The organism is Arthrobacter sp. SPT-J7, from assembly GCF_059089965.1.
Genome location: NZ_JBNHFF010000061.1, coordinates 1 through 14,564 on the forward strand (window position 1 = coordinate 1; position 14,564 = coordinate 14,564).

Annotated in this window: 13 protein-coding genes; 6 read left to right on the top strand and 7 right to left on the bottom strand. The window is 65.6% G+C overall.

The features are described 5' to 3' along the window. Positions 1–23: 23 nt before the first annotated feature. The 5 genes from AC5RWX_RS22490 to AC5RWX_RS22510 all read right to left on the bottom strand — a co-directional run bounded on the left by AC5RWX_RS22490 (position 24) and on the right by AC5RWX_RS22510 (position 4,833). Positions 24–302 carry an HPr family phosphocarrier protein gene (locus tag AC5RWX_RS22490; RefSeq protein WP_307279999.1) on the bottom strand — a complete coding sequence of 93 codons (279 nt, stop codon included), beginning with the start codon at positions 300–302 and terminating at the stop codon, positions 24–26. Positions 303–365: 63 nt separating this feature from the next. Beyond that, on the bottom strand, positions 366–2,444 hold the full coding sequence (locus tag AC5RWX_RS22495; RefSeq protein WP_494098524.1) for a PTS fructose transporter subunit IIABC: 2,079 nt from the start codon (positions 2,442–2,444) through the stop codon (positions 366–368). 2 nt (positions 2,445–2,446) lie between these two features. Further along, positions 2,447–3,442 (bottom strand): 1-phosphofructokinase family hexose kinase, encoded by a 996-nt coding sequence (locus AC5RWX_RS22500; protein WP_494098525.1) that lies wholly within the window; start codon positions 3,440–3,442, stop codon positions 2,447–2,449. After that, positions 3,439–4,245 (bottom strand): DeoR/GlpR family DNA-binding transcription regulator, encoded by an 807-nt coding sequence (locus tag AC5RWX_RS22505; RefSeq protein ID WP_494098526.1) that lies wholly within the window; start codon positions 4,243–4,245, stop codon positions 3,439–3,441. Before AC5RWX_RS22505 ends, AC5RWX_RS22500 begins: the two co-directional genes overlap by 4 nt. Before the next feature lie 330 nt (positions 4,246–4,575). Further along, a complete protein-coding gene (locus tag AC5RWX_RS22510; protein WP_458780808.1) occupies positions 4,576–4,833 on the bottom strand; it encodes a DUF6458 family protein in 258 nt (85 codons plus the stop codon). Between the two features lie 214 nt (positions 4,834–5,047). Here AC5RWX_RS22510 and AC5RWX_RS22515 point away from each other — a divergent pair, with 214 nt between their 5' ends. The 3 genes from AC5RWX_RS22515 (at position 5,048) to AC5RWX_RS22525 (ending at position 9,334) form a co-directional block, all read left to right on the top strand. Further along, positions 5,048–5,686 (top strand): alpha/beta hydrolase, encoded by a 639-nt coding sequence (locus tag AC5RWX_RS22515; RefSeq protein ID WP_494098527.1) that lies wholly within the window; start codon positions 5,048–5,050, stop codon positions 5,684–5,686. A gap of 400 nt (positions 5,687–6,086) precedes the next feature. Next, the gene (locus AC5RWX_RS22520; RefSeq protein WP_494098528.1) at positions 6,087–6,836 is read left to right on the top strand and encodes an HAD family hydrolase; all 750 of its coding nucleotides are present in this window, start codon (positions 6,087–6,089) and stop codon (positions 6,834–6,836) included. Positions 6,837–6,991: 155 nt separating this feature from the next. Continuing rightward, positions 6,992–9,334, top strand: coding sequence for a glycoside hydrolase family 65 protein (locus AC5RWX_RS22525; RefSeq protein ID WP_494098529.1), 2,343 nt, complete (start codon positions 6,992–6,994; stop codon positions 9,332–9,334). Between the two features lie 70 nt (positions 9,335–9,404). Here AC5RWX_RS22525 and AC5RWX_RS22530 read toward each other — a convergent pair whose 3' ends face one another. After that, on the bottom strand, positions 9,405–10,721 hold the full coding sequence (locus AC5RWX_RS22530) for an MFS transporter (protein WP_494098530.1): 1,317 nt from the start codon (positions 10,719–10,721) through the stop codon (positions 9,405–9,407). Between the two features lie 153 nt (positions 10,722–10,874). On the opposite strand from AC5RWX_RS22530, the gene AC5RWX_RS22535 reads away from it, so the two are divergent. Then, positions 10,875–11,681: a hypothetical protein gene (locus AC5RWX_RS22535; protein ID WP_494098531.1), complete on the top strand. Its 807-nt coding sequence runs from the start codon at positions 10,875–10,877 to the stop codon at positions 11,679–11,681. Then, positions 11,665–12,414, top strand: coding sequence for a LamB/YcsF family protein (locus tag AC5RWX_RS22540; RefSeq protein ID WP_494098532.1), 750 nt, complete (start codon positions 11,665–11,667; stop codon positions 12,412–12,414). Before AC5RWX_RS22535 ends, AC5RWX_RS22540 begins: the two co-directional genes overlap by 17 nt. Before the next feature lie 12 nt (positions 12,415–12,426). Here the strand turns inward: AC5RWX_RS22540 and AC5RWX_RS22545 are convergent, their stop codons facing one another. After that, positions 12,427–13,773 carry a DUF445 domain-containing protein gene (locus AC5RWX_RS22545; protein WP_494098533.1) on the bottom strand — a complete coding sequence of 449 codons (1,347 nt, stop codon included), beginning with the start codon at positions 13,771–13,773 and terminating at the stop codon, positions 12,427–12,429. A 49-nt stretch (positions 13,774–13,822) separates the two neighbouring features. On the opposite strand from AC5RWX_RS22545, the gene AC5RWX_RS22550 reads away from it, so the two are divergent. After that, positions 13,823–14,564 (top strand): glycerophosphodiester phosphodiesterase (locus AC5RWX_RS22550; protein WP_494098534.1); only part of this gene is annotated, 742 nt, incomplete at its 3' end.

Below are 14,564 nucleotides of genomic sequence, written 5' to 3' on the forward strand. Positions count from 1 at the left end.
TGGCTGCCTTGGCAGCGGTGCTGCTACTCGGCGTCGTGGTCCGTTTCGAGGATCTGGACCAGGTGCTCCAGGGCGGTGTCAGCGCCGTCGCCTTCGGCGCGGAGGACTACCACGTCACCGTGTGAGGCGCCCAGGCTCATAAGGGAAAGGATGCTGGCCGCGTCCATGGCCTCATCGGCCGGTTCGCCTTCGCGGGCGATGGTGATGTCCAGGTCGTATTCTCCTGCTGCCTCGGCAAAGATGGCGGCGGGGCGGGCGTGCAGGCCCACACGGCTGGCGACGGTTGCTGTGCGTTCTGGCATTTTTGCTCCTTTGTCTTCCGGGCGGCTGGCGTTCAGCGCCGGACAGGTAGTGGGTGAGGCAGGTCAGACCGTTGCTGGAACGGTCTCCACCGTAGCAGCGCTCTTGGGGGCAGCCCAACGCTTCAGGGCCACCACGGCCAGCGCGCTGACAATGGTTCCGGCGATGATCGAGATCACGAACATCAGCAGGTTGCCGATGGCGAAGAACACGAAGAGGCCGCCGTGGGGTGCCTGCGAAGTGACGTTGAAGGCCATGCACAGCGCGCCGGTGAGCGCACCGCCTACCATGCTGGCGGGGATAACCCGCAGCGGGTCGGCTGCGGCGAACGGGATGGCACCTTCTGAGATGAAGGACGCACCCAGCAGCCACGCCGCCTTGCCGTTTTCACGCTCGGCCAGGCTGAAGAGCTTCTTGTCCAGGACCGTGGCCAGGGCCATTGCCAGCGGCGGGACCATGCCCGCTGCCATGACGGTTGCCATGATCTGCCACGGCGCCTGGTTAGTGGCGCTGCCGGCGCCCAGGCCGGCGACCGCAAACGCGTAAGCCACCTTGTTGACCGGACCGCCGAGGTCGAAGCACATCATCAGGCCGAGGATAATTCCCAGGACGACGGCGGACGCACCGGTCATACCGGACAGCCAGCCGTTGAGGGCTGCCGTCAGGCCGGCGATCGGGCCGCCCAGGAACAGGAACATGGCACCGGAAGCGACAATGGAGGCCAGCAGCGGGATGATGACGACGGGCATCAGGCCGCGCAACCACCGCGGGACACCCCAACTGCCGATCACGTGGGCGATGTAACCGGCCAGCAAGCCACCCACGATGCCGCCGAGGAAACCGGCGCCCATGAAGCCAGCAACGGCGCCGGCTACGAAGCCGGGTGCGATGCCAGGACGGTCCGCGATGGCGTAGGCGATGTAGCCTGCCAGTGCGGGGACCAGGAAGCCCATGGACAGCGCGCCGATCTTGAACAGCACCGTGCCCAAATACAGCGCCAGGTTTCCCTCGGGAAGGTTGAAGAGGGTGTTGGCCGCCAAAATGTCATCGGCTTTCGTGCCCAGTGCAATGTCGAATCCCGCGAGCAGGAAGCCGAGGGCGATCAGCAGTCCGCCGCCGGCGACGAACGGAATCATGTAGCTCACGCCGGTCAGCAGGGCACGCTTCAGCTTCTGGCCGATGTGCTCGCCCTTTTCGTCGGCCTCGTGCTCGGCCTGTTCCTCGGCTCCGAAGTGCGGGACGCGGCGGGCGTTCGGGTTGTCTGCAGCGGCCAGTGCTTCCTGGACCATTTTGGCAGGCTCATCGATGCCGCGCTTGACCGGAGCGTTGATGACAGGCTTGCCCGCAAAGCGTTCCTTGCCGCGCACGTCCACGTCCACCGCGAAGATGACGGCGTCGGCCGCGGCGATCACGGCGGGGTCCAACGGCTTGGCACCGGAGGACCCCTGGGTTTCCACCTGCAGGTCAACGCCGGCTTCCTGGGCGGCGGCCACGAGGGAGTCGGCAGCCATGTAGGTGTGGGCGATGCCTGTGGGGCATGCTGTTACGGCAACGAGACGCTTGGGTCCCGAGGCGGCGGAGCCGTCTGAACCTGCGCCAGCTACTGCGGAGGCCCCGGACTGCCCGGAGGCGTTCAGAGTACCGCCCGCAGAAGCGGCTGCACCCGCTGGGGCCGCTGCGTGGGCGGCCGGCTTGTCAGCGAGTGCGCCGTCCACCAGTTCCACAATTTCCTCCCGGGAGGAAGCGTTGCGCAGGGCTGCGGTGAAGTCCTTCTTGATCAGGGACCGGGCGAGCTTGGACAGCAGCTTGAGGTGCTCCTGGTCCGCGCCGTCCGGGGCTGCGATGAAGAAGATCAGGTCCGCCGGGCCGTCCTTGGCGCCGAAGTCCACCTTGGGGTCGAGGCGGGCCATGGCCAGGGTTGGTTCCGTGACTGCGGCAGAGCGGCAGTGCGGGATGGCGATGCCGCCGGGAATGCCCGTGGCGGTTTTCTGCTCGCGGGCATAGGCATCGGCGAAGAGGCCTTCAACTTCTGTTGCGCGTCCGGCGGCAGCTACCTTGCTTGCCAGGTGCCGGATCACCGCCTCGGGCGCGTTGCCCAGGTTCTGGTCGAGCTCGACCAGTTCCGTGGTGATGAGCTGGGTCACTGTCAATCCTTTCGAAGGGCCGTGATGGTTACGGCATCCGGGGTGGTTTGGTGAACTGCCGGAACTGTGGAACCGGGCAGGGAGGCGGCTGCGGCACCATGGGCCACGGCCTGACGAAGGCAATCGGCCGGGGCGGCGCCCTGGCCGTGGGCGAGCAGGTAGCCGGCAAGGGCTGAATCGCCCGCGCCGACCGTACTGACCGCGGCGACCGGCGGGTGCGTGGCCAGCCACGCGCCGTCGGCCGTTACCAGGACAGCTCCCTTGGATCCGAGAGTTGCCAGCACAGCACCCACACCGGAACGTACGACGGCGGCGGCTGCTGCTGCGGCTGCAGCCGGGTCCGCTTCCAGTTCGTCAGCGGTGGCCGGGGAGGCGAAGCCGGCTGCAGCAGCCAGTTCCGCCAGTTCTTCGGCGTTGGGTTTAAGGAGGTCCGGTTTTCCCGAACCATTGCCTGGCTCATCACTGGAGACGGCGGCGGCAAGAGGGGCGCCGGAGGAATCCACGGCGATTTGCGGGGCGTTTCCGTCCCCCAAGGAACGGATCCGGCGGGCCACGGTGGCGTAGAAATCTGCGGGGAAACCCGGGGGAAGCGACCCGGCAAGGACCACCCAACTGGCACCGCGAGAGCTCTCGAGCAGCAGCTTCATCAGGGCTTCCTGCTGGTCGGCGTCGAGCAGCGGTCCGGGCTCATTGATCTTGGTGGTGACTCCGCCGGGCTCGGTGAGCGCAACGTTGGTGCGGAGCGGCTCATTGATGGGGAGGGCTACGAAGGGGACTCCGCTTTCGCGCAGGCCGGCCAGGACTGGGTCGCTGTCCGCGCCTGGCAGGACGGCCACGGATTCCAGGCCGGATGCCACCAGCGCGCGGGAGACGTTGACGCCCTTGCCGCCGGATTCCTGGCTGACGGAGACCGCCCGCTGCACTTCGCCCCGTTCGAGGGGGCCGGGGAGCGCCACGGTCCGGTCCAGGCTCGGGTTGGCTGTGAAAGTGACAATCATGCGATCACCACATCTACGCCGGCTTCTTTCAGTGCGGCTGCAAGTTCCGGGCCGGGTTCGCTGTCTGTAATCAAGGTGTCCAAATCTTTCAGGGAGGCGAACTGGACCAGGGTTTCCGTGTCCAGCTTGGAGGAATCGGCCAGCACCACAATGCGGCGGGCTGAATGGACGAAAGCTGCCTTGACGGCCGCTTCTTCGGGATCGGGAGTGCTGAGGCCGAATTGTGGATGGATGCCGTTGGTGCCGATGAAGGCAAGGTCCGGCCGGAGCCTGCCGGCGGCCTCTACGGTTGCCTGGCCAACGGCAACCTGCGTGATTCCGCGTACCCGGCCGCCCAGGACCTCCAGGGCGACACCCGGAACACTTGAAAGCTTGCCGGCGATGGGGACCGCGTGAGTGATGGCCACCAGCTCTGCCCGCGGTTCTGCGCCATCTGCAGGCTCGACGGCAGCACGCCGGGAGAGCAGGTCCGCCAGCACTTCCGTGGTGGTGCCGCCGTCGATGAGGACGCTGCCGGGGGAGCTGCGGGGAATGAGCGCCAGCGCAGCCTCGGCGATCCGGATCTTTTGGTCAGGCCGTTGGATGGCCCGTTCGTTGACACTTTCTTCCGTGGTGCTGAAGCGGTCTGCCGCAACGGCCCCACCGTGCACTCGCCGGACAGTGCCGGCGTTCTCGAGGGTAGCGAGGTCCCGCCGTACGGTTTCGGTGGTGATGCGGAAGCGCTCGGCCAGAAGGGTCACGCTGACCCGGCCGGTGCCGGCGACAAGCTCGGCGATCTTCTGCTGGCGCTCCTCGGCGAACACATACCCTCCGTTGCGTAAGGCTTGATCTTGCGGCTGTTGATGGTGCTGCTCTTGCTGACGGGAGCACCGGTCAGTGCGTGACTGGCATCACACGATGTTGTGTTACTTGACTTTATCTTTGGTTGTGTTGGTTTGTCAATGGAAATCCACACGAAACAAAGTGTGGGGTGTGGGGTCCCCGTGGGCAAAGGTCAACCGTCATAAGGCCTTCACTCGGACAAGAACTCCGGAGAAGAACTCCGGAGACAAAAAAGCCGGGCCGGACCGCAGTGGTCCAGCCCGGCTTCGCAGGTCATTGCAGTTGCTTCTGCCCGGCTGCAGCCTGCCGTGCTAAAGCCTGCCGTCACGGCTTTCGTTGCGGGTGATGCGCTCTCCGGTGTTGGGATCAACGACGGAACGGCTCTCGCTGATGCGCCTGCTGCGGCCCGGTGACGCGAGGATGAGCGAGGCGATGAGGCCGATCACGCCGACAGCCATCAGGATGTAACCGACCAGCACTTGGTCGACAAAGGGGATGAGGCCTGGAGCGACCGCCCACGCGAGGATGGCGCCGAGGGCGATGAGGAAGATGGAGGATCCGATTCTCATGACGTGCTCCTTGTTGTGGCTGGTGGGCGCGTTCATAGCCCTTTGACGGTTGCTAAGCATGCTTCCCGTTAGGCGTCACGCTACAGCCCGGGGTTGCCGTATTCAATGATCCTGGCTGGGCATTTGGCGGTGGCGTGGCGCGGGGCAGGTGTGACTCTTGTGGTTTCGGGTCCGGTTCAGGCTTGTTCCTGACCTGCCTCGTTAGGCTGTTTCGATGGAAACAGTTGTGTGGTCCAGGCCGGAAGATGAGCGCGCGGGTACTCCGTTGCTGGTGATGATGCATGGCTATGGCACGGACGAGTCGCGAATGGTCCGGCTCTTTGAGTACTTGCCCGCTGAATTTACCTGCGCGGCCCTGCGGGCTCCGATGCCCATCGGCGACCACTTCGGCTGGTTCCTGCTGGACTACTTCCTGGCCAATGACTTCGCCGACGTCATCAAAGCTTCCAGCGCCGTCCAGGCCTGGATCAACAGCGTCAAGGGGCAGCACAGCAGCGTCAGCCTGCTTGGGTACTCGCAGGGCATGGCGATGGCCAGCACGCTGCTGCGTCTTCACCCCAAGGACTATGTGGCCGTGGTGGGGCTTTCCGGTTTTGTGCTCGAGAATGAGCTGCTGTCCCTCACCGAATCCTTTGACACCAAGCCGCCGTTCTTCTGGGGACGGGACAAGGCGGACCTGGTCATCAACGAAGACGCGATCGCGTATACGGAGGAGTGGCTGCAGAAAAACACCCTCCTGACCGCTAGGACCTATCCGGGGATGGGGCATGCGATGTCCAAAACCGAGATGGTGGACGTGAGTGCCTTCCTGAGACATTACGTGCTGAGGCCCAATGGAGCTCCAAAGGGTTAGGTGCGCCGAACCACCTTCGGTGAGAAGTGTGTCACAGTGTGGCGGCAGGAAAAAAACAGTTGCCAGCCAAATTTGTAAGCGCTTACACTCGTCTTCGGCCGTTATTGCGGCCCTGAACTGGGCGGACAAGGAGATCAGTGCAGTGGGGACGGTTTACTGCGGGCCGATGCTTCCTGGCGCCCTTGCCTTCGCTGTCGCTGTCCGCTGTTCCGCAGGCTTGTCTGGCGGAGGGCAACACGTCCATGATGGTACTAACGATCAGCAAGGCTGCGGCCACCCCGTCCTGCGCGCCGGCGGTTAACCGCCGCGCCTGCGGATCGTCCGGGCATCGAGGCCTCCACACTCCCACAGCATCCCGCCTTCGAGGCTGCCCGCCGTCCTGAAAGGACACCCACCGCTGATGACTGAAAACATCGCTACAGAACACACCACCGCCGAACTCTCGGCCTGGACCGGCGCCTCTGCCATCCTCTTCGATTTGGATGGCGTGCTGACCCCCACAGCCACGGTCCATGAGCAGGCGTGGCAGGCGCTCTTCGAAGGTTACCTCGCGTCCCAGCCGCAGGTGGCCGGTTACAGCGAAAGCGACTACTTCGACCACATCGACGGTAAGCCGCGCTTCGACGGCGTCCGGGATTTCCTGGCTTCACGCGGGATCGTGCTTCCGGAAGGCCCCACGGACGACGACCCCGCCAACGTTACGGTGCAGGGCCTGGGCAACCGGAAGAACAGGATCTTCAACGACATCGTCAGCGCCGGCGTCGAGCCATTCGAGGGCTCCGTGCGGTTCCTCCAGGCTGTGCTGAAACGTGGACTGAAGGTTGCCGTCGTCTCCTCCTCCCGAAATGCACCATCCGTCCTGGAGGCTGCCGGACTCAGCAGCCACTTCCCGGTGGTCGTCGACGGCGTGGTGGCGGCTAGGGAAGGACTGCCCGGCAAACCGAGCCCCGCCACCTACGACTACGCCGCCCGGCTGCTGGACCTGCCCAGCGGGGAATGTGTGGTGGTCGAGGACGCAGTCTCCGGTGTGCAGGCCGGAAACGCCGGCACATTCCACACCGTGGTCGGGGTGGACCGCGGCGCCGGACGGCAGACGCTTCTCGATGCCGGCGCCACCGTGGTGGTCAACGATCTCGACGAGCTCCTCTAGCAGCACCGTACCGAGTGGCGTCCCCCATCCCGCCGCCGGAACACAACGAATCACCTCAGCAAGCAGTACGCAGCACCCCCAGCTGCCACAATCCCCATCGGCACGCCCCGCCGGCCAACCGGCAGCACCGCCACACGCACAAGGACCCCTACACCATGGCTCTGATTTCCGCGGACCGCGAAAGGTTCCCGAACACCCCCTGGCAGCTCGTGGAAACACGCCACGAACAGGGCACCGAAGGGACGCTGGAAACCCTCTTTGCCCTGGGTAACGGACACCTGGGAATCCGCGGAGCCCACTGGGCCGCAGCCGACTCCGACCTTCCTGGCAGCTTCATCAATGGCCTGCACGAAATCTGGGACATCAAGCACGCGGAAAATGCCTTCGGCTTCGCCCGCACAGGCCAGCGCATCCTGTACATCCCGGATGCCAACAACTTCGCGGTCATCATCGACGGCGAAGCCCTCAGCCTTGCCGAATCCGAGGTGCTGGACTACCGGCGCTCCATTGATTTCTCCACCGGGGTCTACGAATGCCGGATCACCTGGCAGTGCCGCTCCGGGGCCACCGTTACCACCACGGAACAACGCGCCGTGGGATTCGCCTCGCGGGGAACCCTTGGCATCTCGCTGGAAGTGGCCACGGACCGCGATGTCTCCGTGGACGTCACCTCCTCCGTGATCAACCGCCAGGACCAGCCGGTGGAAGACCACTCCGTTCACGATCCGCGGCGGGCGGGCCGCCACGCCGGACGCGTGCTGCTGCCCCTGCGCCTCGACGGTGGTGATGGGTCGCTCCGGTTGGCCTGGGAAGCGGCGGAATCCAAACAACGGGTGGGCATCGCCGTGGACCACTGGACGTCAGCCGGGCATCAGCCGTTCGACACATTGGTGGACCAGGATGACAGCAGCGTGCGCTACGTCCTGGCAGTGAGCGCCGGTGAGCCGTTCCGCCTGGAAAAAAGCGTCAGCTACGCTGCCGGCGCTTTCATCCAGGATTTATCGATTGATGCCGCGGAGGTGGCCGAAGGGAACCTCCGTTCCGTCCGGGACGTCTTTGCCGAAAGTGAAGCGCACTACCGCGACTACTGGGCTACCTCGGACATCGTGGTGGCCGGCCAGCCCGAACTGCAGCAGGCCATCAGGTGGAACTTGTTCCAGCTCGCGCAGGCAACGGCCCGTGCCGACGTTGCCGGGATCCCGGCGAAGGGCGTCACCGGTTCCGGCTACGAAGGCCACTACTTCTGGGACCAGGAGGTCTACCTCCTGCCGTACCTGACCTACACCAATCCCGACGGTGCCCGCCAGGTCCTGGAGTTCCGCCACGCCATCCTCCCCGAGGCCAAGATTCGCGCCAAGGAACTCAGCGTGGACGGGGCGCTTTTCCCGTGGCGCACCATCAACGGGCTCGAAGCCAGCGCCTATTACGCCGCCGGTACCGCCCAGTTCCACATTGCCGCGGCCATCGCCTTTGCCACCAACCGGTACGTCTGGGCCACGGGGGACACCGCGTTCCGTGACGGGATGGGGGCCGAACTGATCATTGAGACCGCACGTATGTGGATCTCCCTGGGCTTCTTCGGCAAGGACGGGCTCTTCCACATCCACGGTGTGACCGGGCCGGACGAATACACGGCCGTGGTCAACGACAACCTCTACACCAACGTCATGGCGCGCTTCAACCTCCGTGCTGCCGCTGCCCTGGAACATGCCGGCATCAGCCAGGAAGAGCGGCAGCTGTGGGAGGCGGCCGCGAGCCGTATGCAGCTGCCATTTGACGACCGCATGCAGGTCCATTCGCAGGACAACGACTTCATGACCCTGGAGCCTTGGGACTGGACAACGCCCCGGTCCAAGTACCCCCTGCTGCTCCATTTCCACCCATTGGTCATCTACCGGCACCAGGTCCTGAAGCAGGCGGACACTGTTCTGGCAATGTTCCTGCAATGGCAGGATTTCAGCGCAGAGGAAAAGCACCGGGCCTTCGACTTCTACGACCCGCTGACAACGGGCGATTCGACACTCTCCGCCTGCGTGCAGGGGATCATGGCCGCGGAGGTGGGGTACTCCCGCGAAGCCCTTGAGCACTTCACGAACGCCGTGTTCATCGACCTTGACGATACGCACGGCAACACCATCGACGGCGTGCATATCGCCTCCGCCGGCGGCGTTTGGAGCTCCCTCGTCTGCGGGTTCGCGGGCCTGCGGGATCAGGGTTCGGTCCCGTACTTCGATCCGCGCCTGCCCTCTGAATGGGAAGGCCTGACGTTCCACCTCAAGATCCGCGGCCGCCTGCTGCTGGTTGAGCTCATCGCCGGTGCCATCTCCCTGACCGTCCAGGAAGGCGATGCCCTGGAAGTGGATGTCCGCGGCCAGCGGCTCAGTGTGGGTGCGGAGTCCGTCCGGGTAGCACTCGAACCCCTGCCGGAACCGGAACCTACGGTGTTCCCCAGCGGACATCCGACGGCGAGCATCCCGGTGGTGCGGGCCAACAACTGACCGCCGCTGGGCCCCCGCGGCCGGCAGTCAGCTGCGGCCGTTCGCCGGTGCCGGCCGCCAGATCCGGCAGCTAGTCTCCGCCCGCCGTCGAACGTTCCACTTCAGGTGCACTGTCCAACGGGTGCGCCAGTTCGTCGTCGGCCATGCGTGCCACCATCATGGCGATGACCGCCATGATGGGGCACACGGCGCCGGCCACCAGGAAGATCAGCCAGATGGGCAGCACCTCGGCTGCGGGCCCGGCCAAAGCCATGGATACCGGCATCAGGGCGAGCGACACAAAGAAGTCCAGGCTGGAGACCCGGCCCAAAAGGTGGGGCGGGACGCGCCGCTGCAGCAGTGTGCCCCAGATGACCATGCCCACGCTGCCGGTGGCGCCCCAGATGAACAGCGAAGCCGCAATAACCCAGAAGTTGTCCATGAGCCCGACGGCGGCCAGCGGCAGGGTGCCCGCGCCCCAGGACGCCATCATCACTGTGAGGTAGCGCCGGGGCAGCTTCAAGGAAGCAGTGAAGAGCGAGCCCAGCGCGGCCCCCACGCCCATGACGGCGAGGAGGAAGCCGAACATGCGGGAATCGCCGCCCAGTTGGTCGCGCACCACGAAGGGCAGCAGCACCTCGATGGGGCCGATGAGGAACAGTACCGAGATGCACGCCCACAGCAGGGTCCACAGCAGCCAGGGGGTGCGCAGCGTGTACGTGACACCCTCGCGCAGGTCCTGGCGGAAGGACGACTTGCCGCGTTCTGCTCCCGCTGGGTGGGAACCGTCTTCGGCGCCGTTGACCGGCGCGTCCAGCGAGTGCTGGCCCAGGAAGTTGAGGACGATGAAGGCCGAGAGGTGGCAGACAGCCACAGCCGTCACGGCATGCGACGGCGAGAGGGCGGCTACGACGATACCGGCCACGGCAGGACCGGCGGCCTGCTGGAGTACCGGCCGCATGGACCCCTCCACGCCGTTTGCTGCCAGCAGGTCTTCCGCGGGCAGGATGCGCGGCAGGATGGCGGAATAGGCGGGGAAGAAGAACGCCGCTCCAACGCCCAGCACGAAGGCGCCCACCGCCAGATGCCAGAGTTGCAGCCACCCGGCTATGGCCAGTCCGCTGATGACGGCGATGACCGCGAGGTTTGCTCCCTCAACGGCAATGATCAGGCGGCGCTGCGGAATCCGGTCGGCGGCGATCCCTCCGGCCAGGAGAAACGCCACCAGGCCCACGCTTCCAGCGGCAGCCACCACGGACAGCTCCAATGGCCCGCCGCCTAGATGGATCACCTGGTAGACCATCGCGACAGCCCACATCCCGGAACCGAAAATGGAGATGGCCAGCGCCGAAATCAGTACCCGGTACTCACGATGGGCAAAGGGCCGCAGGGCTTTGGGGGCGGGCATAGGGTAAGTCTAGGCTTTGGACGGATACCCCGGACAGCCAGGCAGCTACCCTTTGCGCCAAGCATGTTAGGGGTGCCGTGGCCTAGTGTTAAGCAACCTTAGTATTAGGAGAGGCCGCGACCAACGCGGCCGGCGAGACCAACAGAGGTGACCATGGCCAGGCGCAGCAATCCCGCAGTACGAATCGCACACGAGACGGCCCATAATGCTTTATTCGATGCAGACGGCAAACCGAAGCCGGGGGTCCACACCATGCTCCTCCGGGCGGTGGAGATCCAGCGCCCGCTGGTCCTGGCCTACATTCGCCGGCTGCAGCGCAAGCACCCGCGTGCCACTGCCGCCCAGCTGGCGGACATCATCGAACGTGACTATCTTCGCGCCGTGACGGGCGGCGGCGCAGTGGTTGGCGCAACCGCCGTCGTTCCTGGTGTCGGTACCGTCGCTTCCCTCGGCCTCTCCGCCGCCGCCACCGTTGGATTCCTGGAAGCAACAGCCCTGTACGCCACCTCCCTTGCCGAGCTGCACGGCATCCGCCTCACTAATCCGGAAAAGGCCAGCACCATGGTCATGGCCCTCATGCTGGGTGAGGAGGGCACCTCACTGCTGGGTACGCTCAGCGGCCAGGCGGCGGGAAGCGGAGTCAACGCCACCAAGGCCTGGGGCGGCGTCCTGTCCCGGTCGATGCCTGTGCCCGGCTTCGGGTCTGTCCGGAGCCGGATCCAGGCAGCCTTCCTCAAGAACCTCCTTAAACGCCAGGGTGCCGCGTTGTTCGGCCGGGCGCTGCCGTTCGGTATCGGCGCAGTGGTGGGCGGAGCCGGTAACCTCATGATGGGGCGCGCAGTGGTGTCGAACGCAAAGGAAGCGTTTGGTCCCATGCCGGAGACCATCCCCGGCGAGCTCAACGCCGCTGCACCGGACAACCCGACGCTGGAAGGCAACAACCTTGGATCTCAACGCTGACCTCGGCGAATCATTCGGCTCCTGGACCATGGGGGACGACGCCTCGATGTTCCGCCTGGTTACCAGCGCCAACGTGGCATGCGGCTTCCACGCCGGTGACCCCGTCACCATGCTGGACAGCTGCCGGGCTGCCTATGAGCTGGACGTGACAGTTGGCGCGCACCTGGGCTACCGCGACCTGGCGGGTTTCGGCCGCCGCTCGCTGGACATGTCCTTCGACGAGTTGTTCGGCGACGTGCTGTACCAGCTGGGCGCGCTCGACGGCGTCGCCCACGCCGTGGGTGCCTCCGTTGACTACGTGAAGCCGCACGGCGCGCTGTACAACAGGCTGGTCCATGACGCCGACCAGGCCTCCGCGGTGGTGGCTGCCGTGAACTCCTACGATCCCGGCCTGCCCATTCTCGGGCTGCCCGGTTCAGAGCTTCTCAAGCAGGCACAGGAAGCCGGGCACCCGGTCTTTATCGAAGCATTTGTGGACCGCGCCTACATGGCTGACGGAACACTGGTGCCGCGCCCGCAGGAGGGCGCCGTGCTGCACGACGTCGACTCTATCGTCGAGCGTGCCGTCCGTCTTGCCACGCGGGGCGAGGTGGTGGCCCTTGACGGCACCCTGGTGCAAGTACAGCCGGACTCCCTGTGCATCCACGGCGACACCCCGGGGGCGGTTGAGATGGCTGCAGCCGTCAGGGCGGGTCTGGAAGTTGCCGGTGTGGAGTTGGAGTCTTTCGCGTAGGTGCAGGATCGCTCACCCAAAAATCAGGTGCGCCACGGTAAAGATCGTGAGCCCGGCCATTGAACCCACCACGGTGCCGTTGATGCGGATGAACTGCAGGTCCTTGCCCACCTGGAGCTCGATCTTCTGCGAGGTTTCCTCGGCGTCCCAGCGGGCAACGGTATCCGTGATGACCCCGGCAATATCTGAGCGGTACGTCCGCACCAGATAGCCGGCGGCGTCGCCGATCCAGGCGTTGACCTTGCCGGCGAGTTCAGGATCGTTGACCAGGCGCGAGCCAAAGTCGCGGACCGCCGCCTTGAACTTGATGGTCAGGTCGCTTTGCGGATCATCAACAGCACCCAGCAGGGCGTTCTTCACCGTGTCCCACGTCCGGGATGCGAGTTCCCGGACTTCGGGATCACCCAGGACCTGCGCCTTGATGTCCTCGGCGCGCGCGATCATGGCCGGATCGTGCTGCAGGTCCTGTGCCAGGTCGTTCAGGTACTTGTCGATGGACTGCCGCACCTGGTGGTTCTGGTCCGCCTGGACCGCCCGCACGAACTTGAGGATCTCCACGTACACTTTGTCGCCCACGAGGCCGTCCACGAACTGCGGCACCCAGGTGGGGGAGCGGTCGGACACGAGGTGCGTGACGGTGTCGTGGTTGTCATCAACCCAGTCCGCGGCCCTGTCCACCAGCAGGTCCACCAGCTTGTGGTGGTGCCCGTCGTGGAAAATCCGCTCCGCCATCCTGCCCACGGGAGGTCCCCACGGCGGAGCCAGCAAATGCTTGCGGACCATGCCCTCGATGACTGCCTGGACGTCGTCGTCGTTCAGGACCTTGAACGCACCGCGGATGACGGCGGCGCCCTCCTTGGCCACCCGCTCAGCGCCTGCCGGCGTCGCCAGCCATTCGCCCGCCCGGCGCGCGATGTTCACGCTGGCCAGCTTGTCCTGGACCACCTGCTCGGACAGGAAGTTGGTTTCCACGAACTCGCCCAGCGAGGCGCCGATCTGGTCCTTCCGGCGCGGAATGATGGCGGTGTGCGGGATTTTGATCCCCATGGGGTACTTGAACAGCGCGGTGACCGCGAACCAGTCCGCCAGCGCGCCCACCATGCCGCCTTCAGCCGCGGCCCGCACGTACTGGAGCCACGGATACTCCTTTTGAAGCGCGAACGCAAACACAAAGATGACCGCCATGGCCACCAGCAGCGCCAGCGCAAGCAGCTTCATTTTCCGCAGCGCTGCCGCCTTTTCGGCGTCACCTGCACTGAGTTGGTGGCCGACGGCGGCACGCGCCTCTGCGTCGGGCGGTGCGGACGGGGCGGGCCTGGTGGATGCTTCCCGGGTAGTTGGCTCAGAGTTCACCTGCATGTGCCAAGCCTAGTCCCGCAGTGCGGGCCGGGTCGGCTACCGTGTCTCCATGACTACTGACGAGTCAGTGCCGCAGCGGCCCCTGGTCTTTGCCCACCGCGGCTCAAGCGCCGCGTTTGCCGAACACACCAGGGCAGCCTACCTGCAGGCGCTGGCGGACGGGGCGGACGGCGTGGAGTGCGATGTACACCTCACCCGCGACCAGCACGTCGTCCTCCTGCACGACGCGAACCTGGACCGGACGTCGGATGGAACCGGGCCGGTGGCGGAACGCACGCTGCGTGAACTCCGCCGCCTGGACTTCTCTTCGTGGAAGGGTGCGCGCATCCCCGAGGTGTACGGTGCACGGTCCGAGCAGTTCCTCACCCTTCCCGAGCTGCTGGAAATCCTTCGCGGGGCCGGACGGCCCGTGGGGCTGGCCATTGAGCTGAAGCATCCCAGCCCGTACCAGCTCAAGCTGGAGGACAGGGTGCTTGAGGTTCTCCGCGGCGAGGGCTGGGAGGCCAGGAGCTCGTCGGTTGACAACGTGGCCGTGACCTTCATGAGCTTCAGCCCGGAATCTGTCCGCCGCCTGCTCCGGTCCGTTCCGGCCGAGTACATCTGCCAACTGGTGGATGACGTGGATGTGCGTGGGCTTCGCGAGGAATTGGGTTTGGGGCTGATCACCGGCGGTGCGATTGCCAACGTCATGAAAGCCGCGCAGCTGGAAGGTGAGCGCATCCTGGACCACGGCGAAGCCTCCCTGGCCGGCCCAGGTGTCGACTACGTCCGCCGCCACCCGGCAACTGTCC